The sequence below is a fragment of the Pseudomonas sp. Sample_11 genome (genome assembly GCF_004307505.1).
Taxonomy (GTDB): domain Bacteria; phylum Pseudomonadota; class Gammaproteobacteria; order Pseudomonadales; family Pseudomonadaceae; genus Aquipseudomonas; species Aquipseudomonas atacamensis.
Genome location: NZ_RCOD01000013.1, coordinates 1 through 22,031 on the forward strand (window position 1 = coordinate 1; position 22,031 = coordinate 22,031).

At 59.6% G+C, this 22,031-nt stretch carries 15 protein-coding genes and 1 pseudogene; 5 read left to right on the forward strand and 11 right to left on the reverse strand.

The features are described from left to right. The 11 genes and pseudogenes from D8U60_RS02865 to D8U60_RS02915 form a co-directional block, all read right to left on the reverse strand. Positions 1-256 (reverse strand): annotated as a pseudogene (locus D8U60_RS02865) (flavohemoglobin expression-modulating QEGLA motif protein); the annotation flags it as partial. Positions 257-450: 194 nt separating this feature from the next. Next, positions 451-1,164 carry a TetR family transcriptional regulator gene (locus tag D8U60_RS02870; protein ID WP_016771505.1) on the reverse strand — a complete coding sequence of 238 codons (714 nt, stop codon included), beginning with the start codon at positions 1,162-1,164 and terminating at the stop codon, positions 451-453. 105 nt (positions 1,165-1,269) lie between these two features. Next, positions 1,270-2,772 (reverse strand): lysine--tRNA ligase, encoded by a 1,503-nt coding sequence (gene lysS, locus D8U60_RS02875; RefSeq protein ID WP_024011743.1) that lies wholly within the window; start codon positions 2,770-2,772, stop codon positions 1,270-1,272. 78 nt (positions 2,773-2,850) lie between these two features. Further along, a protein-coding gene (gene prfB / locus D8U60_RS02880) for a peptide chain release factor 2 (protein ID WP_099758102.1) occupies positions 2,851-3,946 on the reverse strand; the annotation gives its coding sequence in 2 pieces (ribosomal slippage) (positions 2,851-3,873 and positions 3,875-3,946; 1,095 coding nt in all). A gap of 308 nt (positions 3,947-4,254) precedes the next feature. Then, a complete protein-coding gene (locus D8U60_RS02885; protein WP_024011741.1) occupies positions 4,255-5,256 on the reverse strand; it encodes a PleD family two-component system response regulator in 1,002 nt (333 codons plus the stop codon). Positions 5,257-5,304: 48 nt separating this feature from the next. Continuing rightward, complete coding sequence (locus tag D8U60_RS02890) at positions 5,305-6,315, reverse strand: chemotaxis response regulator protein-glutamate methylesterase (protein ID WP_016771508.1); 1,011 nt, start codon at positions 6,313-6,315, stop codon at positions 5,305-5,307. Beyond that, positions 6,312-8,582, reverse strand: coding sequence for a hybrid sensor histidine kinase/response regulator (locus D8U60_RS02895; protein WP_130899429.1), 2,271 nt, complete (start codon positions 8,580-8,582; stop codon positions 6,312-6,314). The genes D8U60_RS02890 and D8U60_RS02895 overlap by 4 nt, the downstream gene beginning before the upstream one ends. Then, positions 8,579-9,262: a chemotaxis protein CheW gene (locus D8U60_RS02900; protein ID WP_073476115.1), complete on the reverse strand. Its 684-nt coding sequence runs from the start codon at positions 9,260-9,262 to the stop codon at positions 8,579-8,581. The genes D8U60_RS02895 and D8U60_RS02900 overlap by 4 nt, the downstream gene beginning before the upstream one ends. After that, complete coding sequence (locus D8U60_RS02905) at positions 9,259-10,530, reverse strand: CheR family methyltransferase (protein WP_130899430.1); 1,272 nt, start codon at positions 10,528-10,530, stop codon at positions 9,259-9,261. The genes D8U60_RS02900 and D8U60_RS02905 overlap by 4 nt, the downstream gene beginning before the upstream one ends. Continuing rightward, the gene (locus D8U60_RS02910) at positions 10,527-11,063 is read right to left on the reverse strand and encodes a chemotaxis protein CheW (RefSeq protein ID WP_130899431.1); all 537 of its coding nucleotides are present in this window, start codon (positions 11,061-11,063) and stop codon (positions 10,527-10,529) included. Before D8U60_RS02910 ends, D8U60_RS02905 begins: the two co-directional genes overlap by 4 nt. Further along, positions 11,063-12,685 (reverse strand): methyl-accepting chemotaxis protein, encoded by a 1,623-nt coding sequence (locus tag D8U60_RS02915; protein WP_076566055.1) that lies wholly within the window; start codon positions 12,683-12,685, stop codon positions 11,063-11,065. The genes D8U60_RS02910 and D8U60_RS02915 overlap by 1 nt, the downstream gene beginning before the upstream one ends. A gap of 438 nt (positions 12,686-13,123) precedes the next feature. Here D8U60_RS02915 and D8U60_RS02920 point away from each other — a divergent pair, with 438 nt between their 5' ends. The 5 genes from D8U60_RS02920 to D8U60_RS02940 all read left to right on the forward strand — a co-directional run bounded on the left by D8U60_RS02920 (position 13,124) and on the right by D8U60_RS02940 (position 21,993). Then, the gene (locus tag D8U60_RS02920; RefSeq protein WP_007949952.1) at positions 13,124-13,639 is read left to right on the forward strand and encodes an Hcp family type VI secretion system effector; all 516 of its coding nucleotides are present in this window, start codon (positions 13,124-13,126) and stop codon (positions 13,637-13,639) included. Positions 13,640-13,774: 135 nt separating this feature from the next. Beyond that, complete coding sequence (gene tssI / locus D8U60_RS02925) at positions 13,775-15,817, forward strand: type VI secretion system tip protein TssI/VgrG (protein ID WP_130899432.1); 2,043 nt, start codon at positions 13,775-13,777, stop codon at positions 15,815-15,817. Continuing rightward, positions 15,807-16,550 carry a DUF4123 domain-containing protein gene (locus tag D8U60_RS02930; protein ID WP_130899433.1) on the forward strand — a complete coding sequence of 248 codons (744 nt, stop codon included), beginning with the start codon at positions 15,807-15,809 and terminating at the stop codon, positions 16,548-16,550. The genes tssI and D8U60_RS02930 overlap by 11 nt, the downstream gene beginning before the upstream one ends. Beyond that, on the forward strand, positions 16,547-21,565 hold the full coding sequence (locus D8U60_RS02935) for an RHS repeat-associated core domain-containing protein (RefSeq protein WP_130899434.1): 5,019 nt from the start codon (positions 16,547-16,549) through the stop codon (positions 21,563-21,565). Before D8U60_RS02930 ends, D8U60_RS02935 begins: the two co-directional genes overlap by 4 nt. Further along, the gene (locus tag D8U60_RS02940; protein WP_130899435.1) at positions 21,562-21,993 is read left to right on the forward strand and encodes a HEAT repeat domain-containing protein; all 432 of its coding nucleotides are present in this window, start codon (positions 21,562-21,564) and stop codon (positions 21,991-21,993) included. The genes D8U60_RS02935 and D8U60_RS02940 overlap by 4 nt, the downstream gene beginning before the upstream one ends. The last annotated feature ends 38 nt before the right edge of the window (positions 21,994-22,031 follow it).

Consider the following 22,031-nt stretch of genomic DNA (forward strand, 5'->3'; position numbering starts at 1 on the left):
GGTTGAACTGGCCGAGCTGGCGGGTGATGTCGCGCTCGATGTTCTGGAATTCCAGTTTGACCTGGCTCGAATCGAACGACAGCGGGCGGTTGAGGTAGTAGTCGCGATCCACCGCTGGCATTTCCTTGCCCTTGGCCTTGAGGAAGCCCTTGCGCACGTTGTCGTCCCACTTGACCGCATCGAGCACGCGGATCGGCGTCTGCGCCAGCACAATGCGATCGGACAACATGCGTATCGTCTGCTGGTAATCGTCCACCCGAAACTCCTGTAGAAAACGTGACGTGCTAAAACTCAGACTTTTGATCGTTCCCACGCTCAGCGTGGGAATGTCGCCCGGGACGCTCCGCGTCCCTTTTTGCTGCGTGACGCAGAGCGTCACAGGATGCATTCCCACGCGGAGCGAGGGAACGATTATCAACGGCTCGCTCCCGCAGGGTGTAGCGTGAAACGCTAGACCGACGCCAGCACCAGGTGCATATACCGCGTCAGAATCCCGAGCATGTCCTCTTCGGCCAGAGGCTCGGCGTCGTTGAGCAGGCCCTGATATTCCATCCGGCCGATAATCGCCGTCAACACCTTGGCATCCTGCTGTGGTTCGCGCGAGCCCAGTACCTGGAACAACTGGCAGGTGCCCTGCAACAGAATCTGCTGATGCGAGCGCACCAGAATGGCCAGACGCGGGTTGAGCAGCGCTTCCTGGCGGAACGCCTGCTCGGCCATCAGATGCTCGCGCCGATTGATCAATTGCCGGTGCACGTAATCGGCCATCAGCCGCGCGATGTCATCGGCCAGTTGGGAGCGCGACTCCGGGCTGCCGTCGGCGCTGACCACCATTTCGCGCAACAGACCCTCGTTATTGATCCACAACTTGGCCATGTACGCCGCGCTGCGTTCAACGTATTGGGCGAAGGTATCGGTGAGCAGGTCATCGATGTCCTTGAAGTAATACGTGGTCGCCGACAGCGGCACGCCGGCCTCCGCCGCGACCGCACGATGGCGCACGGCACGCACGCCGTCGCGCACGACAATGCGCATCGCGGCGTCGAGAATGTCCTGGCGACGCTGCTCACTGCCCTGTCGGCTGGCCTTGCGGCCCTGGTACTGAACACTTTCAGCGACCGCAGTGGCGATACCCGCTGCACCTTCTTGAGCTAATGCACCCATCACGACAGCACTTCCTCTACTAATGCCAAATTAACCAATTGATACATTTGTACCAGACAGGCAATAAAAAGCCGCCTGTTTTAGGCGGCTTTTTAACTGAAACGTTTACGCTTGCGGTCGCATGTGCGGGAACAGGATCACATCGCGGATCGACGGCGAGTTGGTCAGCAACATCACCAGACGATCGATGCCGATACCTTCACCGGCGGTTGGCGGCATGCCGTACTCCAGCGCACGGACGAAGTCGGCGTCGTAGTGCATGGCTTCGTCGTCGCCGGCGTCCTTGTCGGCCACCTGCGCCATGAAGCGCTCGGCCTGGTCTTCCGCGTCGTTCAACTCGGAGTAGGCGTTGGCGATTTCACGACCACCGATGAACAGCTCGAAGCGGTCGGTGACGTTCGGGTTTTCGTCGTTGCGACGGGCCAGCGGCGACACTTCGAACGGGTACTGAGTGATGAAGTGCGGCTGCTCCAGCTTGTGCTCGACCAGCTCTTCGAAAATCATCACCTGCAGTTTGCCCAGACCTTCGAAGCCCAACACCTTGGCGCCGGCCTTCTTGGCGATGGCGCGAGCCTTGTCGATGTCGTTCAGATCATCGGCAGTCAGCTCAGGGTTGTACTTGAGGATCGAGTCGAACACTGACAGACGCACGAACGGCTCGCCGAAGTGGAACACCTTGTCGCCGTACGGCACGTCGGTGCTGCCCAGTACCAGCTGCGCCAGCTCGCGGAACAGTTCTTCGGTCAGGTCCATGTTGTCTTCGTAATCGGCGTACGCCTGATAGAACTCCAACATGGTGAACTCAGGGTTGTGACGAGTCGAAACGCCTTCGTTACGGAAGTTGCGGTTGATCTCGAAGACCTTTTCAAAACCGCCAACCACCAGACGCTTCAGATACAGCTCTGGTGCGATACGCAGGAACATTTCCATGTCCAGCGCGTTGTGGTGAGTTTCGAACGGCTTGGCCGCAGCGCCGCCGGGAATGGTCTGCAGCATCGGCGTTTCGACTTCGAGGAAGTCGCGCTTCATCAGGAAGCTGCGGATGTGCGCGATCACTTGCGAACGCACGCGGAAGGTCTGGCGCACGTCTTCGTTGACGATCAGGTCGACGTAACGCTGGCGGTAGCGCTGTTCGGTGTCGGTCAGGCCGTGGTGCTTGTCCGGCAGCGGGCGCAGCGACTTGGTCAGCAGGCGCACGTTGGTCATTTCAACGTACAGGTCGCCTTTGCCGGAACGCGCCAGGGTGCCTTCGGCGGCAATGATGTCGCCCATGTCCCAGGTTTTCACCGCGGCCAGGGTTTCTTCGGACAGTGTCTTGCGGTTGACGTAGACCTGAATGCGCCCGGTCATGTCCTGGATCACCATGAACGAGCCACGGTTGAGCATGATGCGACCGGCAACCTTGACCGGGATTGCAGCCTCTGCCAGCTCTTCCTTGGTCTTGTCCGCGTACTGTTTCTGCAAGGCATCGCAGTAGTTGTCGCGGCGGAAGTCGTTCGGGAAGGCATTGCCCTTGGCGCGCTCGGCAGCAAGCTTTTCCTTGCGCAGGGCGATCAGGGAGTTTTCTTCCTGTTGCAGGGCTTGCGGGTCGAGTTGTAGGTCGCTCATGTCTTTAAGTATTCCATCAGGTTCGTTGCCCCCAGCCTTCGACTGGGGATCGCGGGCGAGCCCGCTCCCACAGGGGTGTTACAGGCCGGATTTCAGGCTGGCTTCCAGGTACTCGTCGATGTCGCCGTCGAGCACCTTGTCGCAATCGCTGCGTTCGATGTTGGTACGCAGATCCTTGATCCGCGAGGCATCGAGCACGTAAGAGCGGATCTGGTGACCCCAGCCGATATCGGACTTGGTGTCTTCCAGCGCCTGCGAGGCCGCATTGCGCTTCTGCATTTCCTGCTCGTACAACTTGGCCCGCAGCATTTTCATCGCGGTGTCCTTGTTGGCGTGCTGGGAACGCTCGTTCTGGCAGCTGACCACGGTGTTGGTCGGTACGTGGGTGATACGTACGGCCGAGTCGGTGGTGTTTACGTGCTGACCACCGGCACCAGAGGAACGATAGGTGTCGATCCGCAGGTCTGCCGGGTTGATTTCGATTTCCACCTTGTCATCGATCTCTGGCGAGACGAAAACAGCCGAGAACGAGGTGTGACGACGGTTGCCGGAGTCGAACGGGCTCTTGCGCACCAGACGGTGCACGCCGATCTCGGTACGCAGCCAGCCAAAGGCGTATTCGCCCTTGATGTGCACGGTCGCGCCCTTGATCCCGGCGACTTCACCGGCGGACAGTTCCATGATGGTCGCGTCGAAACCGCGTTTGTCGGCCCAGCGCAGGTACATGCGCAGCAGGATGTTGGCCCAGTCCTGCGCTTCGGTACCGCCGGAACCGGCCTGGATGTCCAGGTAGGCGTTGTTCGGGTCCATTTCATGGCTGAACATGCGGCGGAATTCCAGCTTGGCCAGATTTTCCTCGAGACGGGCCAGCTCGGCGACGACATCGCCCACTGCGCCTTCGTCGTTCTCTTCGACGGCCATGTCCAGCAGGTCGCGGCAATCGGCCAGACCGCCGTTCAGTTCGTCGAGAGTGTCGACGATCTGCGCCAGCGCGGCACGCTCGCGGCCCAGCTCCTGGGCGTATTCAGGTTTGTTCCAGACACTCGGATCTTCAAGCTCGCGATTGACCTCGGTCAGACGCTCATGCTTTTGATCGTAGTCAAAGATACCCCCGAATAGTTTCGGAGCGCTCGGACAGGTCCTTGATGGTGTTCAGGATCGGGTTGATTTCCATGACGGGCAGCACTCGTTGGCGAACTTTTGAAAGCCGGCGAGTATAACGTAAACAGGCTGTCGCGGCAGCCCGTCTGGCGGTGAATGGGCCGAGATTGCTGCCCTCACCCTAGCCCTCTCCCGGAGGGAGAGGGGACCGATCGGGGGATATTTGAAACATACGCCGAAATAGAATGGCTTCGCCGAATCCGTGATCGCCAAGCCTGAAGATCCACAATCGCTGCGATCTCTCAGGTCGATGTCTGGCCCGAGACACCTCGGTCGGCCCCCTCTCCCTCCGGGAGAGGGCTGGGGTGAGGGCATCGGCCGTTACTCGATCCCGACCTGATTGCGCCCATTGTTCTTGGCCAGATACAACCCGCGATCCGCCGCCGAAATCAGCAGCCGGCAGTCACTCCCCGCCTGGGGCACCATGGTCGCCAGACCAATGCTGATGGTCAGACTGGAACCCTCGGCCGGCGTGTTGTGCGGAATTTTCAGCGCCGCCACAGTCTGGCGCAGTTTTTCGGCCAACAGCCGCGCGCCGCCCGGCGAAGTGTTTGGCAGGACCAGCACAAACTCCTCGCCGCCATAACGCGCCGGCAGGTCCGATGGCCGCGAGCTGGCGTCACGGATGGCTGCGGCGACCTTGCGCAACGCTTCATCGCCTTCCACGTGGCCAAAACTGTCGTTATAAGATTTGAAGTAATCGACGTCGATCATCAGTAACGACAGCTGCGTCTGATCACGCAGCGAACGGCGCCACTCCAGTTCCAGGTACTCGTCGAAGTGGCGGCGGTTGGACAGCCCGGTCAGGCCATCGGAATTCATCAGCCGTTGCAGGACCAGATTGGTGTCGAGCAATTGCTGCTGGCTGACCCGCAACGCACGGTACGCGGCGTCGCGCTGGAGCAATGTCATGTAGGAACGCGAGTGATAGCGGATCCGCGCGACCAGTTCGATGGTATCCGGCAGCTTCACCAGATAATCGTTGGCGCCAGCGGAGAACGCCGCGCTCTTGATCAGCGGGTCTTCCTTGGTCGAGAGGACGATGATCGGGATGTCCTTGGTCGCCGGGTGATTGCGGTATTCGCGCACCAGGCTCAGGCCATCAAGGCCGGGCATCACCAGGTCCTGGAGGATCACCGTCGGTTTGATCCGCACCGCCTGGGCGATGGCCTGCTGCGGGTCGGAGCAGAAGTGGAAGTCGATGTTTTCCTGATTCGACAGCCCACGGCGCACCGCTTCGCCGATCATCGCCTGATCATCCACCAACAACACCATGGCGGCGTTTTCGTCGGTTTTAATGTCGTCGATCTGTAAATCATTCATGAGCGGTCACCTGAGTACTGCGGGGGCCTGGATTGCCGATCAACCTGTTCATTTGGGGAAAATCTCCAGCAATCGTGGCGCTATCTTTTCCAGCGGGCGGATTTCCACCGCGGCATCGATCGCCGCGGCAGCCTTGGGCATGCCGTACACCGCACTGCTGTGCTGATCCTGGGCGATGGTCAAATAACCCTGCTGGCGCATGAGCTTAAGCCCTTGCGCGCCATCGCGCCCCATCCCGGTCAATAAAACCCCGACGGCGTCACCGTTCCAGTAACTGGCGACGCTCTCGAAAAACACGTCGATCGAGGGCCGATAGATCTCGTTGACCGGTTCGGCGGTGTAGGCCAGCGTGCCGTTTTTCAACAGGCGAATATGGTGATTGGTCCCGGCCAGCAGCACCGCGCCACTTTGCGGCGGCTCGCCTTCACGGGCCAGACGCACATCGAGGCCGCTGGCGCTGGCCAGCCATTCGGCCATGCCGGCGGCGAACACCTGATCGACATGCTGCACCAGCACGATCGCGGCGGGAAAATCCTTCGGCAGGCCTTTGAGCAACACTTCCAGCGCCGCCGGCCCACCGGCAGACGAACCGATCGCCACTAGCCGCTGACGTGACGGCGAACTGCGCGGCGAACTCGGCGCCGGGCGCGCACGTGGCGCCTTGTCGCCGATCAGCCAGCCGATGTTGAGGATCTTGCGCAACAACGGCGCCGCCGCTTCCTGGGCATTGCCGGCGCCAATGGCCGGCGTGTCGACCACGTCCAGCGCGCCGTGGCCCATGGCCTCGAACACGCGGTGCACGTTCTGTTGACGATCCACGGTGACGATGACAATCGCGCACGGCGTTTCGGCCATGATCCGCCGCGTGGCTTCGACGCCGTCCATGATCGGCATGATCAGATCCATCAAAATCAGGTCTGGCGTGCACTCGGCGCAGCGTTGCACCGCCTCGGCGCCGTTGCTGGCGACCCAGATCACCTGATGCGCCGGCTCGAAGGCCAGCGCCCGGCGCAGAGCCTCCACCGCCAGGGGCATGTCGTTGACGATTGCGATCCTCATGCCCGCGCTCCTCCGATGAGCTCGACCACTGCATCGAGCAGGGCGTCGTCATGAAAACTGGCTTTGGCCAGATAATAGTCGGCGCCGGCATCCAGTCCACGGCGGCGGTCTTCTTCGCGATCCTTGTATGACACGACCATCACCGGCAGCGATTGCAGACGGTTGTCGCGGCGCAGCAGCGTGACCAGCTCGATGCCGTCCATGCGCGGCATGTCGATGTCGGTGATCAGCAGATCGAAGTTCTCCGAACGCAGCGCATTCCAGCCGTCCATGCCGTCCACCGCCACCGCGACGTCGTAGCCACGATTGAGCAGCAGTTTGCGTTGCAGCTCGCGCACAGTCAGCGAATCGTCGACCACCAAGACTCGTTTGCGCGCCGCTTCGACAGCTTGACTGCCGTGGCGGGCAATGCGCTCCAGGCGCCCGGTATTGAGCAGTTTGTCCACCGAACGCAGCATGTCTTCGACATCGACGATCAGCACCACCGAACCATCATCGAGCAAGGCCCCGGCGGAGATGTCCTGAACCTTGCCCAGACGCTCGTCCAGCGGCAACACCACCAGCGTGCGCTCACCCACGAAGCGCTCGACCGCCACCCCATAAATCGCCTCGCGCTCGCGGATCACCACGACTTTCAGGGTAGCGCCATCGTTCTGACTGGCCGGGCGATTGAGCAACTGGCTGGCCGCAACCAGCCCGACATGCTGGCCTTCGTGCCAGAAATGCTGACGTCCTTCGACCTGCACGATGTCTTCCGGCGCCAGATCGCACATGCGTTCGATGTGCGCCAACGGGAACGCATAGGCCTCTTCACCGACTTCTACCACCAGACTGCGCACCACCGAAAGCGTCAGCGGCACTTCCAGATGGAAACGACTGCCCTCGCCCGCCGTCTGCTCCAGCACCACGGCCCCACGCAACTGGCGAACCATGTGCTGAACAGCGTCGAGACCGACGCCGCGCCCGGACACTTCGGTAACCTTGTCGCGCAGGCTGAAGCCCGGCAGAAACAGGAAGGTCAGCAGTTCCTCTTCGCTCAATTGCGCTGCGGTTTCGGCTGGGGATAACTGCCGTTCGACGATGCTGCGGCGGACTTTCTCCAGATCGACGCCACCGCCGTCATCGCTGAGTTCCAGCACCAGCAAACCGGCTTGGTGGGAGGCGCGCAGGCGAATCAGGCCTTCTTCGGGCTTGCCCTTGAGCAGGCGCTGCTCCGGGGATTCGATGCCGTGATCGACGGCGTTGCGCAGCAAATGAGTCAGCGGCGCTTCGAGCTTTTCCAGCACATCGCGATCGACCTGGGTTTTCTCGCCTTCGATCTCCAGGCGCACCTGCTTGCCGAGGCTGCGACCGAGGTCGCGAACCATGCGCGCCTGCCCGCTCAACACGTCGGCGAACGGACGCATGCGACAGGCCAGCGCGGTGTCATAGAGCACTTGTGCACGCTGGCTGGCCTGCCAGGCGAATTCGTCGAGTTCGGCGTTTTTCTCGCTGAGCAATTGCTGCGACTCGGCGAGCAAACGTCGCGCATCTTCCAGCGACTCGAGCGCTTCCAGGCTCAGCGCATGCTCCTTCAGGTGCACATTGAGATTTTCCAGTGCGCGCAGGCCGTTGTTCTGCATGCGCTTGAGGCGCTGCATGGTCGCCAGATGCGGCTTGAGACGCTGGGTTTCCACCAGCGATTTGCTCGACAGATCGAGCAGGCTGTTCAGGCGCTCGGCGGTGACGCGCAAGACGCGCTCGCCGCCCTCGGTGGTGCGTTTGTTTTTACGCGGGGTCGGCTCGGCGGGCTCGTCCATGATCGGCGCTGTCGCTGTTGGCGCGGGCTCGATCTGCAACTCGGCCATCGGCGGCGTGGCAACCACAGCGGCTGGCGCCGACGGATCGAGCAAACGCCCCATCAGCGTCACGTAGGCTTCAATGTCAGCAGGTTGCGGCGCATTGGCCGGCGTGGCGATGCGCATCAGCAGGTCGGTGCCCTGCAACAACGCGTCGATGTGTTCGGGACGCAGCAACAAACGGCCTTCCTGCGCACTGACCAGGCAATCCTCCATGACGTGGGCGACGCTGACGCCGCTGTCGATGCCAACAATGCGCGCCGCACCTTTGAGCGAGTGCGCCGCGCGCATGCACGACTCCAGCTGATCGGCCTGGGTCGGATTGCGCTCCAGCGCCAATAGCCCGGCGCTGAGCACTTGGGTCTGGGCTTCGGCTTCGAGGCTAAACAGCTCGAGCAGGGAGGCGTCGCGCATTTGCTCGGGGGTCATGTCAGGCTCCGGGTCACGGCGGACAACAGCTGTTCTTCATCCAGCCAGCGCAGGCTGCGACCGCGATATTGCAGAACGCCACGGGTGTACTTGGCACTGGCCTGCGCACCGGACTGAGACGCAGCATCGAGGATGCGTTCGTCGATCGCATGAATGCCGTCGACCTCGTCTACCGGCACCACCACCGGCCCGCCATGGGCAGCGATGATCAGCATGCGCGGCATGACTCGCCCGCCGCTGACCGGCGCAACGCCGCCGTCGAGGTCAAGCAATTCCACCAGCGACAGGCACGCGACCAAGGCGCCACGGACATTGGCCACACCGAGCAAGGCCCGCGAGCGCTGGTGCGGCAGCGAATGTATCGCCTGCAACGGCGCAACTTCGACAAGCGTGCGCGTGGCCAGTCCGAGCCATTCCTCGCCGAGGCGAAACATCAGCAGCGAGCGGGTCTTGACGTCGATTTCGACTTTGCTGACCACTGCTTCGCGCTGGTCCTGCTGCAACGAATAGCGGTCGAGCAGGCGTGTGGCGGCGGCGGAATACACCGAGCAGTTGCGGCAATGAATGTGCTCTTCCAGCAACGGGCAGGACTTGTCGCCATGAATGCCGATGCGGTTCCAGCAATCGTCGATGGCGCGGGCGTCTTCGTGGGTAACGTTCAAGGTGTCGGGCGCGCTCATCGTTTACGCTCACTGTCGGCGGTGCGCTCGCTGCGGGCGGCGCGCTCCTGCAATCGTCGGGCACCCGCCGTGTCGCCCTGAGCCTGCAGCAACGCGGCCAGGTGCATCAGCGCTTCGGGGTGTTGCGGCTCGAGGTACAAGGCCTTGCGATAGAAACCCTGGGCCTCGAGGCTCAGGCCGGCGACATCGCTGAGCAGGCCGAGCCAGTAGAACACCTGCGCCACCGGCTCATGGCTGCGCAGATAGTGTTCGCACGCGGCACGGGCCTCGGCGCTTTTGCCTTCATTGGCCAATGCGGCGATTTGCGCCAGCAGCGTCGCGGCGTCGGGGTTGGCAGTTTTTTTCGTTACCGGCAAAGCCGTCACGGCAGCGAACGGCCGATTGCGCACTGGCGCTGGCGGCGCGCTGCGCAATGGTTGGCTGACCGGCACGGCGACCGGTTTGGGCGTCGGCAGTGGTTCGGGGTGCGGCTCGCTGTGACGGCTGAAGGCGAACGACTGCGGGATGCCGATCGAGCGCATGCCCAAACGCCCGAGCAGACTGCCCTCCGCCGGGCCGATAAACAGCACGCCGTCAGCATGGGTCAGGCGCTTGAGCACTTCGAACACCTGCTTTTGCGTCGGCTGGTCGAAGTAGATCAGCAGGTTGCGGCAGAACACGAAATCGAAGGCTGGCTCGCTCGCCAACAGTGTCGGATCGAGGACATTGCCGACTTGCCAGCGCACCTGCTCGCGAACGTATTCGTTGACCCGGTGGCCGTCCTGCTCAGGCATGAAATGCCGATCGCGAAATTGCAGATCCTGCCCGCGAAACGAGTTCTTGCCGTAAACAGCACGGCGCGCCTTGTCCACCGACAACGGGCTGATGTCCATGCCATCGACCTTGAACTGATGCGGCTTGAGCCCGGCATCAAGCAGGGCCATGGCGATCGAGTAGGGTTCTTCACCGGTCGAGCACGGCAGGCTGAGGATGCGCAACGCGCGCATGTTGTTCAGCTCGGCGAGACGCTGACGGGCCAGTTTGCCCAAGGTGGCGAAGGATTCCGGATAACGGAAAAACCACGTTTCCGGAACGATCACCGCTTCGATCAGCGCCTGCTGTTCATCCCGCGAGCTTTGCAACAGCTGCCAGTATTCGTCGGCGTGGGCGGCCTGGGACAGCGTGGTGCGCTGGCGCACGGCACGCTCGATGATCGCCGCGCCCACCGACGCGACATCGAGGCCGATGCGTTCCTTGAGGAAATCGAAAAAGCGCTGCTCATTGCTCATGGCTGCGCCTCTAACTGCGCCGGATCACGCGGCGGATCGGGGAACAGCAAACTGCGCACGGCGTCATCGAGCAAGTCATTGACCCGCACCCATTGCAGCAATCCCTGCGCATCTTCGCGCACCGGGCCGAGGTACGGCGCCTCGCGGTTATCGAGGCCGTAGGGCTGGAAATCTTGCGGATGACAGCGCAGCGTGTCCGTGGCCTGCTCAAGAATCAGCCCGAGCCATTGCGCTGATTGCGATTGATCCGGCTGATAATTGACCAGCACCAGCCGCGTGCTGGTGCGCGCCTCGGCGGGCTGACCGAAAGTGAGCGCGCTGAGGTCGATCACCGGCACCACCGCCCCGCGATAGGCGAACACCCCGGCCACCCACTGCGGCGCCCGGGCAATCGGCTTCAACGGCAGGCGCGGCAGCACTTCGGCCACTTCGGTGGCACGCAGGGCGTAGCGTTCGCTGCCGATGCGAAACAGCAGAAACAGCGCCTGCTTCGCCACTGGCGCGGCGCCACGCTTGGCGATGATTTCGCTCATCAGACTTTGAATCGCGAAACGCCGCTGCGCAGGCCGACGGCCACCTGGCTCAGTTCGTCGATGGCGAAACTGGCCTGACGCAGCGATTCGACGGTCTGGCTGCTGGCATCGCCCAACTGCACCAGCGCATGGTTGATCTGCTCGGCGCCGGTGGCCTGGGCCTGCATGCCTTCGTTGACCATCAGCACGCGCGGCGCCAGTGCCTGCACCTGATGGATGATCTGCGACAGCTGCTCGCCGACCTGCTGCACTTCCGACATGCCGCGGCGTACTTCTTCGGAAAACTTGTCCATGCCCATCACCCCGGCCGACACCGCCGACTGGATCTCGCGGACCATCTGTTCAATGTCGTACGTGGCCACGGCGGTCTGATCGGCCAGACGCCGGACTTCGGTGGCGACTACGGCAAAACCGCGACCGTACTCGCCGGCCTTCTCGGCTTCGATCGCCGCGTTGAGCGACAGCAGGTTGGTCTGGTCGGCCACCTTGACGATGGTCACCACCACCTGATTGATGTTGCCGGCCTTCTCGTTGAGGATCGCCAGTTTGGCGTTGACCAGATCCGCCGCGCCCATGACCGAGTGCATGGTGTCTTCCATGCGCGCCAGGCCTTGCTGGCCGGAGCCGGCGAGTACCGAGGCCTGATCGGCAGCGGTGGACACTTCAGTCATGGTGCGCACCAGATCCCGCGAAGTCGCGGCGATCTCACGGGAGGTTGCGCCGATTTCGGTGGTGGTCGCTGCGGTTTCGGTGGCGGTGGCCTGTTGCTGCTTGGAAGTGGCGGCGATCTCGGTGACCGAGGTGGTCACCTGCACCGAGGAGCGCTGGGCCTGGGACACCAGCGACGTCAGCTCGGTCATCATGTCGTTGAAGCCGGTTTCGACCGCGCCGAACTCGTCCTTGCGATCAAGGTTCAGGCGCGAACTCAGATCGCCGGTGCGCATGATGTCGAGGATGGTCACGATGCGGTTCATCGGCGCCATGATCGCGCGCATCAACAGCAGACCACAGAGGCCGGCGGCCAGCACCGCAACCAGCAGGGAAATGACCATGCTGACTTTGGCCGTTGCCACCGCGTCGTCGATATTGGCCATGGCGTTATCAGCGACGACTTTGTTCTCGCCAATGATGTCGTTGAGCTTCATGCGTCCGGTGTACCACGCCGGGGTCAGCTTCTCGTTGAACAGCTTAATGGCATCGGCTTCCAGATTGCGCTTGTGCAGGTCCAGCACGGCATCCTGAATCTGCATGTAGGTATCGTGGTACTTCTCGAACAGGGCGAATTCGGAACGGTCTTCATCGGTGGCCATGGTCTTGCGATAGCTGGCCATATGTTCTTGCAGACGCGCCTCGAACGCCTTGTAGTCGGCAGCGTCTTCACTGGAAACGCCCTGGCCTTCCTTGAGGCCGAGCAGTTTTTGGGTCTGCAAATAACTGTCGACCCAAGCGCCGCGAATCATCGAGCTGTAATAGACGCCGGGGATGGCATCGTCGCGCACGCTGTTTTCACTGGCCTCGATCTTCAGCAACCGCGAGTAGGACAGCACCACCATCAACAGCATGATGGCGATAATCACCGCAAAGCTCGCCAAAATGCGTTGGCGCAACGTCCAGTTCTTCACAGTGAATCCTCGTGCCTGATCGAAATGCGGGGAGTATAGCCGAGCGCGGTGTTTCATTTATAAGACGCTTTCGCTGGCAGCACTGTCCCTGTGGGAGCGAGCCTGCTCGCGAAGCAGTCACCTCGGTCCCGGCAAATCGCCAACTGCGCAAGAAGTTGCGCAGTAGCCCGTAATATTTCAGGGCCTGAATCCCCTGCAGCCCAAGCATTTCAAGGCCTGCAGCCAAGTGCGCAAGAAGTTGCGCAGTACTGCGCAACTTCTTGCGCACTTTCTCCCGACTTTCCCGCTGAAAATCGCCCCGAATGATGACCAACCAGCGTAGCGTCCCCGCCATCCGGGCTCCGCGCCAAACCTGGCACGCTCCTTGATAAGTCTCAGCCACCCACCGGGCGATTTCGCCTCCGGGCACCCTAACTTTATCCGCAAGGAGAGCACCCCATGGCAACACCAGCGTACATGTCGGTTACCGGCGAAAAACAAGGCCTGATCACTGCCGGCGCTTTCACCGCCGACTCCGTTGGCAACACCTACCAGGAAGGCCACGAAGACCAGGTCATGGTTCAGGCTTTCACCCACGACGTGATCATCCCGCGTGACCCACAATCCGGTCAGCCAACCGGTCAGCGCGTTCACAAGCCAGTTGTGATCACCAAGGTCTACGACAAGGCTTCGCCACTGCTGCAAGCAGCTCTGACTTCCGGCGAGCGCATGAGCGAAATCGTTATCCAGTGGTACCGCACTTCGGCTCAAGGCACCCAAGAGCACTACTACACCACCAAACTGGAAGACGCGATCATCGTCGCCATCAACAACAAAATGCACAACTGCCAGGATCCAGGCAACGCGCACTTCACCCACCTGGAAGAAGTGCAGTTCACCTACCGCAAAATCACCTGGACCCACGAAGTATCCGGTACTTCGGGTTCCGATGACTGGCGTGCTCCAGTCGTTTAATTACGGCTGACCGTTACACGCATCGGCCAGCTCTGCTGGTCGATGTTGTTTACGCCCCTCCAGAATTTCGCGTACGTTGAGCCGCTTTTTTTGCGGTCGTCGACGAGCGCCGCTGTACAGCACGAGGAACAAGGGATGTTCGCGCCGGCCAATGAAACCCACTTTGCCCTGACCATCGAAGGGCTTTCCGCCGACTTTCAGGTGTTTACCCTCACCGGCCGGGAAGCCATCAGCCAGCCTTTTGTCTTTGAGGTGGAGCTGGTCAGTGAGCAGCCGTCGCTGGACCTCGAAACCCTGCTGCACAAACCGGCCTTTCTGCAGCTGTCGCCTGACGGCAGCGGCATTCACGGCCAGATCTACCGCGCCGCACAAGGCGATTCCGGCAAGCGCCTGACCCGTTATTCGGTGACCCTGCGCCCGCAACTGGCGTACCTGGCGCACCGCATCAACCAGCGCATCTTCCAGAACCTCAGCGTGCCGAAGATCATCGGCCAAGTGCTGGAAGAGCACGGTATTCAAGGCAACGCCTACGAATTCAAGACCGGCTCGATCTATCCCGAGCGCATCTACTGCGTGCAATACGACGAGTCGGATCTGCACTTCATCCAGCGCCTGTGCGAAGAAGAAGGCATTCACTTCCACTTCCAGCACAGCGCCAACGCGCACAAGCTCGTTTTCGGCGATGATCAGACGGTGTTCCCGAAACTCGCCCCGGTGCCCTATCAGCAAGACTCCGGCATGGTCGCCAGCAACCCGGTGATCAAGCGCTTCGACCTGCGCCTGGAAACCCGCACCAGCCGCACCACCCGCCGCGACTACGACTTCGAAAAACCGCGCCTGACCCTGGAAAGCGAAAACCGTGGCGACGCCCTGCCCGACCTCGAAGACTACGATTACCCGGGCCGCTTCATCGACCGCGAGCGCGGCAAGCATTTGGCCAAACGCGCCCTCGAACGTCATCGCAGCGACTTCCAATTGGCCGAAGGCAAGAGTGATCAGCCACTGCTGGTCAGCGGCCATTTCCTCGCCCTGACCGAACACCCGAAAGCCAAGTGGAACGACCTGTGGCTGCTCACCGAAGTCCTGCATGAAGGCAAGCAGCCGCAAGTGCTCGAGGAGTCGGTGACCAGTGACACCACCGCGCTGAAAGACGATTTCCATCAGGGTTATCGCAACCGTTTCCAGGCCACGCCGTGGGACGTGCCGAACCGCCCGCCCCTGCGCCACCCGAAACCGCGCATCCTCGGCAGCCAGAGCGCCGTGGTCACCGGCCCGAAAGGCGAAGAGATCCACTGCGACGAGTACGGCCGGGTCAAAGTCCAGTTCCATTGGGACCGCGAAGGTCAGGCCGACGACAAGACCAGTTGCTGGCTGCGCGTCTCCAGCGCCTGGGCCGGCGCCCAGTACGGCGGCATCGCCATCCCGCGCATCGGTATGGAAGTGCTGGTCACCTTCCTTGAAGGCGACCCCGATCAACCGCTGATCAGCGGCTGCCTGTACCACAAGGAAAACACCGTCCCCTATCCACTGCCGGCGAACAAGACCCGCAGCACCTTCAAGACCCTGAGCTCGATGGGCGGTGGCGGCTACAACGAACTGCGCATCGAAGACAAAAAAGGTCAGGAACAGATTTACCTGCACGCCCAGCGCGACTGGGACGAAAACATCGAGCACGACCAGAAAATCCGCGTCGGCAACGAACGCCACGACACCGTCGAGCAAAACAGCTACAGCGAATTCAAGGCCGAAGAACACCACACCGTCTACGCCGACCGCAAAGTCGAAACCCGCGCCAACGACCACCTCACCGTCGGCGTGAACCAGCACATCAAGATCGGCACCGGCCAGTTCATCGACGCCGGGCAAGAAATTCACCTGAGCAGCGGCATGAAAGTGGTGATGGAGGCTGGTGCGGAACTCACGCTGATCGGCGGCGGCAGCTTCATCAAGATCGACGCTGGTGGCGTGACCATGAGTGGGCCGGTGATCAACATGAACTCCGGCGGCAGCCCCGGCGTTGGTACGGGCGCCGCGCCATTGATGCCCGGCGTGCTGAAACAGGCGGATGCCGACAAGGCTGGCCAGGTCCTGACCCCGGCGCAGATCAACACCCTCAAACGTAACGCGCCGTTCTGTGAAGAATGCGAAAAATGCAAGGCAGGTGCCTGTGCCATCTGAACCAATCACCCCCAAGGACTGGCTGGCGCAACAGCCGCTGCAAAGCGGCGAGCGCCTGTACCTGATCGTCAGCGCGGCCAGCGATGCCGACGCCCTGAAAACCCTGTACCTCACCGAACCCACCGCCCAGCTCATTCCGATCTGGGGCGGCACGCCCTACTCCACTTGGCAACCGGTGATGCCCTACCTCACCGAACTCAAAGCCAACTCCGCCTTCCTGCCATGGATCGCCGACACCGACGCCCTCGACTGGGGCTGGCTGGCGGTATCGCGTTCAGAACCGAACGAAGTGTTCGAGCATCTGCGCAGCCTGACGCAGGTGAAAATGCCGGATGGCACCGAGGTGTTTTTCCGGTTTTGGGATGGGCGGCATATTTATCCGATTTTGCGGGGGCTTGGGGAGAAGGCTGGAGAAGTGCTGCCGGTGTTTGAGCGGTATCTGATCAATGGTCAGGCGCTGGAGGTGGGGTCGAGGGTGGTGCCGAAGGTGCGGGACTGGCCGTGGTGGGAGGTGCCGAAGGGGTTGTTGGAAGGGTTAATGGCAGAAAATCCATCGACCGTTATCGGCAACATGATGCAGTGGTTGCAAGAGGAACACGCCGATCTGTATTTTTCCTTTCCCGAATCGAACCTGAAACAAAAAGTGGCGCGCTTTGTTAAACGCACGCCACTCACGGAAGAAAACTTTACCGGGCTGTTGAAGGCCTATCTGGAAAAAGAGGGGGTGGTATGAGCGTTTTAATGGGCGGGATCGTTGGCGGTCTCACAGCAAAACAACCCGATGCTCAGGCCATCATCAACGATTTCAAGAAGTGCCTGAAGGATTATCGCGAGCATGCCGAAGCCTGGTACGGCGGCATTCTGGATGCAGAGCAGCAATTCAAAGTCGGTGACGAAGTTGGCACGGCTGACAAGGACAGCAAGAAAGAAAATACCCTTTATGCCAACTGTCCTGCGAACGGCAAGCTGGTGTTGATCCATAGTTTTGAGTCCGCGCGCTTTGTGCCGATCGGCAATACGCCAGTTCAACTGACACCGGTCGTCAATGGCCGCTTCATCGGCAAAAACGAAGTTGGCCCGACCATCAATAAAATCATTGATGCATCAGGGATTCTTGAAGTTTCAGGCCTTACTCCCAATCAGCAATACAAAATCACCTTCTTCCCGAATCCTACGCGTGCCCAGATCGACAGTTTATTCAACTCCTACCAAGGCGTGATCGGCGAGTTGGGCGGCTGGCTACAAACCGAATGGAGCACCAGCTTCCTCCCGCTCTGGCAAGCTCACACCGATGCCTCCCTTGGAGGTCGCGCCTTGCAGGAGCTGGAAGCGGCCTGGGAAGGGTTCATGAAAGCGATTGTGGGATTGTGGGGCGATATCAAAAGTCTCTACGACCTCATCGCCCATCCTCGCGAAAACTACGAGAAGCTGAAAAACTTTTTCACTGAAGAACAGATCAAGAAAATTTACGACGCCTCTGCCGACGCTATTCACACTGCTTTATTGATCGCGAGCGATGAGCCGTTGATGTGGATATACGTCGCGGCCATCGTGGCCTGGGTGAAAATGCTGCCGCCGCAGACTTGTACCGAAGTGCTGGCGCAAATGTCGACAGAGTTCCTGCTCAACATTTTGATCGGCGTTGTCTTGACTGGTGGTCTTGGCTTGGCCGTACGCGTGGGTACAAAAGCCGTCAAAGGGGTACAAAGCAGCGGCAAAGTCATAAAGCTGATTGAAGACTTCACCGGCATGTTGATGAAAGTCAGCAAGTCCAAAGCGACGCCCCATACCGAAGCATCGAAGCCGTTGCTACTCAATGGTGATTCGAAATTCAATCCGGCACGCAAAGCGGATGTTCAGATCGCGCCCCCCAAACCCGCCGAAACGGCCACAGCTCCTAAAAACAGGCCACCGATCACTGGCGGAAGTGATTCGAATTTCAATCCGACACCCAAAGCGGATGTTCAGATTGCCGCTCCCAAACCTGCTGAAACCGCGACAGCTCCGAAGAGCAAGCTACCAGGCACCGTCGGAAAAGTGGAATCCGATGCGCAGATTCAAACCCGTAAAAAAGATGAGCCAGCCTCACGGATCGAGCAAGTAGAGACCGTCGACAACGCCCCCGAACAGCCGAAGAACCCAGCAAAAAAACCTGCACAATGCGTCGACGACACATGCTCAGACGGCGAACCAGTATCGATGGTGACCGGTGAAGAGTTACTGACGCTCACCGATGGGGAACTGGGTGGCCTGCTGCCTTTTGAGTGGACACGCCTATACCGAAGCAGTGCAGTCGAAATTGATAGCCGCCTCGGCTATGGCTGGAGTCATTCACTGTCTCATCGCTTGCAGATCGACGATGAGGGTGTGCTGTGGACGGACAACGAGAACCGGCAAACCCGTTTCCCGATGCCCACGGAACAGCGGCCGGCCATCACTAACAGTCTGGCTCAGGCAGCAATTTATCTAGGCAATGAACCCGGCGAACTCATTTTGACCCAGGCCGGGGCAAAAACACGCTTTTACCATTTCCGTGCCGGTCGACTGACCGCGATCAGCGATGCGTACGAAAATCGTCTGCACATCAGTTATGACTTCGTTGATCGTATCCAGCGCATAGATAACGGCGCAGGGCGCGCCCTTTTGCTGCGCTACGAAGACAGACACATCGTTGCTGTCGACCAACAGCAACAACGCCCCGAATACAATGAACGCGGCGAACGCCAAGACCCATGGCTGACGATTCATACCCTCGTCACCTACCGATACAACGCACTCAATCAACTGGTTTCTTCCACCAATGCGATGGGCGAAACCGAGCATTACCGCTACAACGATCAGCACGTCATCCTTGAGCGACAAATGGCCGGAGGGGCTAGCTTCTTCTGGGAGTGGGAGCGTGAAGGCAAGCTGTCCCGATGCGTACGTCATTGGGCCAATTACGCGCAGATGGAAGCACGTTACGAGTGGGATGATAAAGGCTCGGTCATTGTTCATAACGCTGACGGCAGTGAGCTGGTCTATGTGCATGACGAAAATGCACGCCTGGTCAGTGAGACCGCACCCGACGGTGGTGAGACGCAGAACGCTTATGACGATAACGGCCGATTGATCGCCGTTAAAGACCCGATGGGAGCGATCACCGAGTATCAGTACAGCGATGCCGGACGCTTGATTGCGGTGATCCCCCCGGAAGGTGTTCCGACGCGTTACAACTACTTCAACGGTCAACTTATTGATGTCCAGCGCGGCAAGGCCCGCTGGAAATACGAACGCAACCGCCAGGGCGATATCACCCAACAAACCGATCCTGACGGCAACGAGACCTTCTACAGCTATGACCGTCAGGGACGCTTGCTTGAGATCCGCCACCCCGACGGCAGTCGTCATCAACTGGGCTGGAACAACCTCGGCCAATTGCTGGAAGAACGCCTGCCGGATGGAGGTCAACGCAAGTATCGCTACGATGCGCTCGGCCGGCAAATCACTCGCCAGGATGAATTCGGAGCGATCACCCAATACCAATGGGATGCCGTCGCCCGCCTCACTCAGGTCACCCTGCCCGGCGGCGCCACACGTGCGTTTACCTACAACCCGTATGGCCGCGTCACCGCCGAACGCGACGAGCTCGGGCGGATCACCCGCTACGAATACGCCGACAACCTGCACCTCGTCAGCCGCCGGATTAATCCCGACGGCAGCCAACTGCGCTATCGCTACGACAACTCGCAACTCAACCTCACCGAGATCGAAAACGAGCGCGGCGAACGCTATCAACTCGATTATTACCCGAACGGCCTGATTCAGCAGGAAACCGGCTTCGACGGCCGCCGCACCGCGTACGAGTACGACCTGAACGGCCAACTGCTGAAGAAAACCGAGTTCGGTGACGACGGTAGTGAACTGGTTACCGAATACCAGCGCGATGCCGCAGGCCGTTTGCTGGTCAAGACGCTGCCCGATGGCGAAGAGATTCATTACAGCTACGACGCACTCGGTCGCCTGGTAAACGTCGACGACGGCCATTGGCCGCTCGCTTATGAATACGACGTGCAAGATCGCTTGATCACCGAACATCAGGGCTGGGGCACCACGCGTTACGCTTACGACAAAGTCGGTCAGCTCAGCCACTGCCGTCTGCCCGATGGCTGCACGCTCGATTACCGTCATTTGTCCGGTGGACGGCTGAGCAGCATCGACCTCAACGGCTCTCGCCTGACCAGCCACCAGTTCAACGCCGGTCGCGAGCAACAACGCCAACAAGGCTTGCTGCTTAGCCAATACCAATACGATGAACAGGGCCGACTACAGGCCCACAGCGTCAGCCAACGGGACAAACACCTGTTCCAGCGTCGCTACAACTACGATGCCAACGGCAACCTCGCCGGTATTAACGACAGCCGCAAAGGCAACCGCAGCTATCACTACGATCCACTGGATCGCCTGATCAGCGTACGCGGCGCTATGCCGGAGAGCTTCGCCCATGACCCGGCAGGCAACCTCCTCGGCCAGAATGACCTGCCCGCAGCCAACCTCGCCAACGTCAAAGGTAATCGCCTGCTGATGCAAGGCGACCGCCACTACGACTACGACGCGTACGGAAATTTGATCCGCGAGCGTCGCGGCAACGGCCAAAAGCTCGTCACCGAATACCGGTACGATTGCCAACACCGCTTGATTGGCGTCAGCCTCCCAGGCGGCAGCACCGCCACCTACAAATACGACGCCTTTGGCCGCCGCATCGAGAAAACCGTCGACGGCCATACCACTGAATTCCTCTGGCAAGGCGAACGATTGATCGCCGAAAGCGCAGAAAGTCGTTATCGCAGCTACATCTACGAACCGGGCAGCTTCCGCCCATTGGCAATGCTCGACGGCGAAGGCCCACTAAAGGCTGCCCCGTTCTACTATCAACTCGACCACCTCGGCACTCCGCAAGAGCTCACCGACTACAGCGGCGAAATCATGTGGTCGGCGAAGTATCGCGCGTACGGCAACCTCGCAGCGCTGGATGTCAGCGAAATCGATAATCCGCTGCGTTTTCAAGGGCAGTATTTCGACACCGAGACAGGGTTACATTACAACCGCCACCGCTACTACAATCCGGGGACTGGACGGTTCTTGACGCCGGACCCGATCAAGCTTGCGGGTGGGTTGAATAGCTATCAGTACGTGACCAATCCTACGGGGTGGGTGGATCCTCTAGGATTGAATACATGTCCCGGAGCCGGAGATAAAGATTCATCAGGTAACCGAACTGACCAAGAAGAAAAAAAATCGAAAGTTGATGACGGCAGCCCCGAAGCGCCCTATACCGGACCGATTCCCAAGGCAATGCAGAACAAAATACTGTATGGCACACGGAGCCCCGGCCATAACAAACCAGTAGGCGGTCATTCGGCGCAGGTTATGAACTCTCCAAAATATCAGTACGATATTGTCAGCACTAACAAGGACGGAACTACCAGCGTTAAAAATTTTAAAATGATTTTAGAGCGTAAGGATGGAACCATCGGCTGGTCTGCAGCAAAGTCTCCAAATAGACATACATTTGCGCCGAAATCTTGGAGTGACGCGAAGATCTTGAGAGTTACTGATGAGGTAGCAGCAGAGCCAGGCAGAGTGTTACGGAACGATCCAGGCGCGGTAGTAACCGAACACACCAAAATCGTGGACGGAGTTCAATGGCAGGTTATTAAAGAAAACGATGTCATCACTTCTTCATACCCTACGGGAGCAACACCATGACGACTGGCAATGAAGAAAATCTATATAAAAAGCTCTGCTCATGGATAGGTGAATCTGAAGATTCACCATGGACTGAATACAGCACCGAGCTAGTTGCTAAAACGGTACTCATAGACTTCAGTGATAAGGACTGGGAAGTCCTAAAAAAAGCAATACTCAAAATGCCGGAATTTTGGCAACAAAGATGCGCCGTTTCACTTGGAGAAAATCGTACCACCCAAGCCATAGAAATTTTAAAGATTTTACTTTCAAAATCGGAATATAAAGACGTTAAAGTTATTTCTATTTACGAGCTCGACTGGGCCGAAGTAGCGATTGAAAAAAAATACGCTCACCATGTAAAACAGATAATAGATACCACACCAAAAAGTGAAATAGAACCAGAAATATATAGTTTACTTGCGAAAGCAGAATCATCAGAAATATAATAGCAAAGCCCACCAAATCTTGTACAAGCGAACTTTTA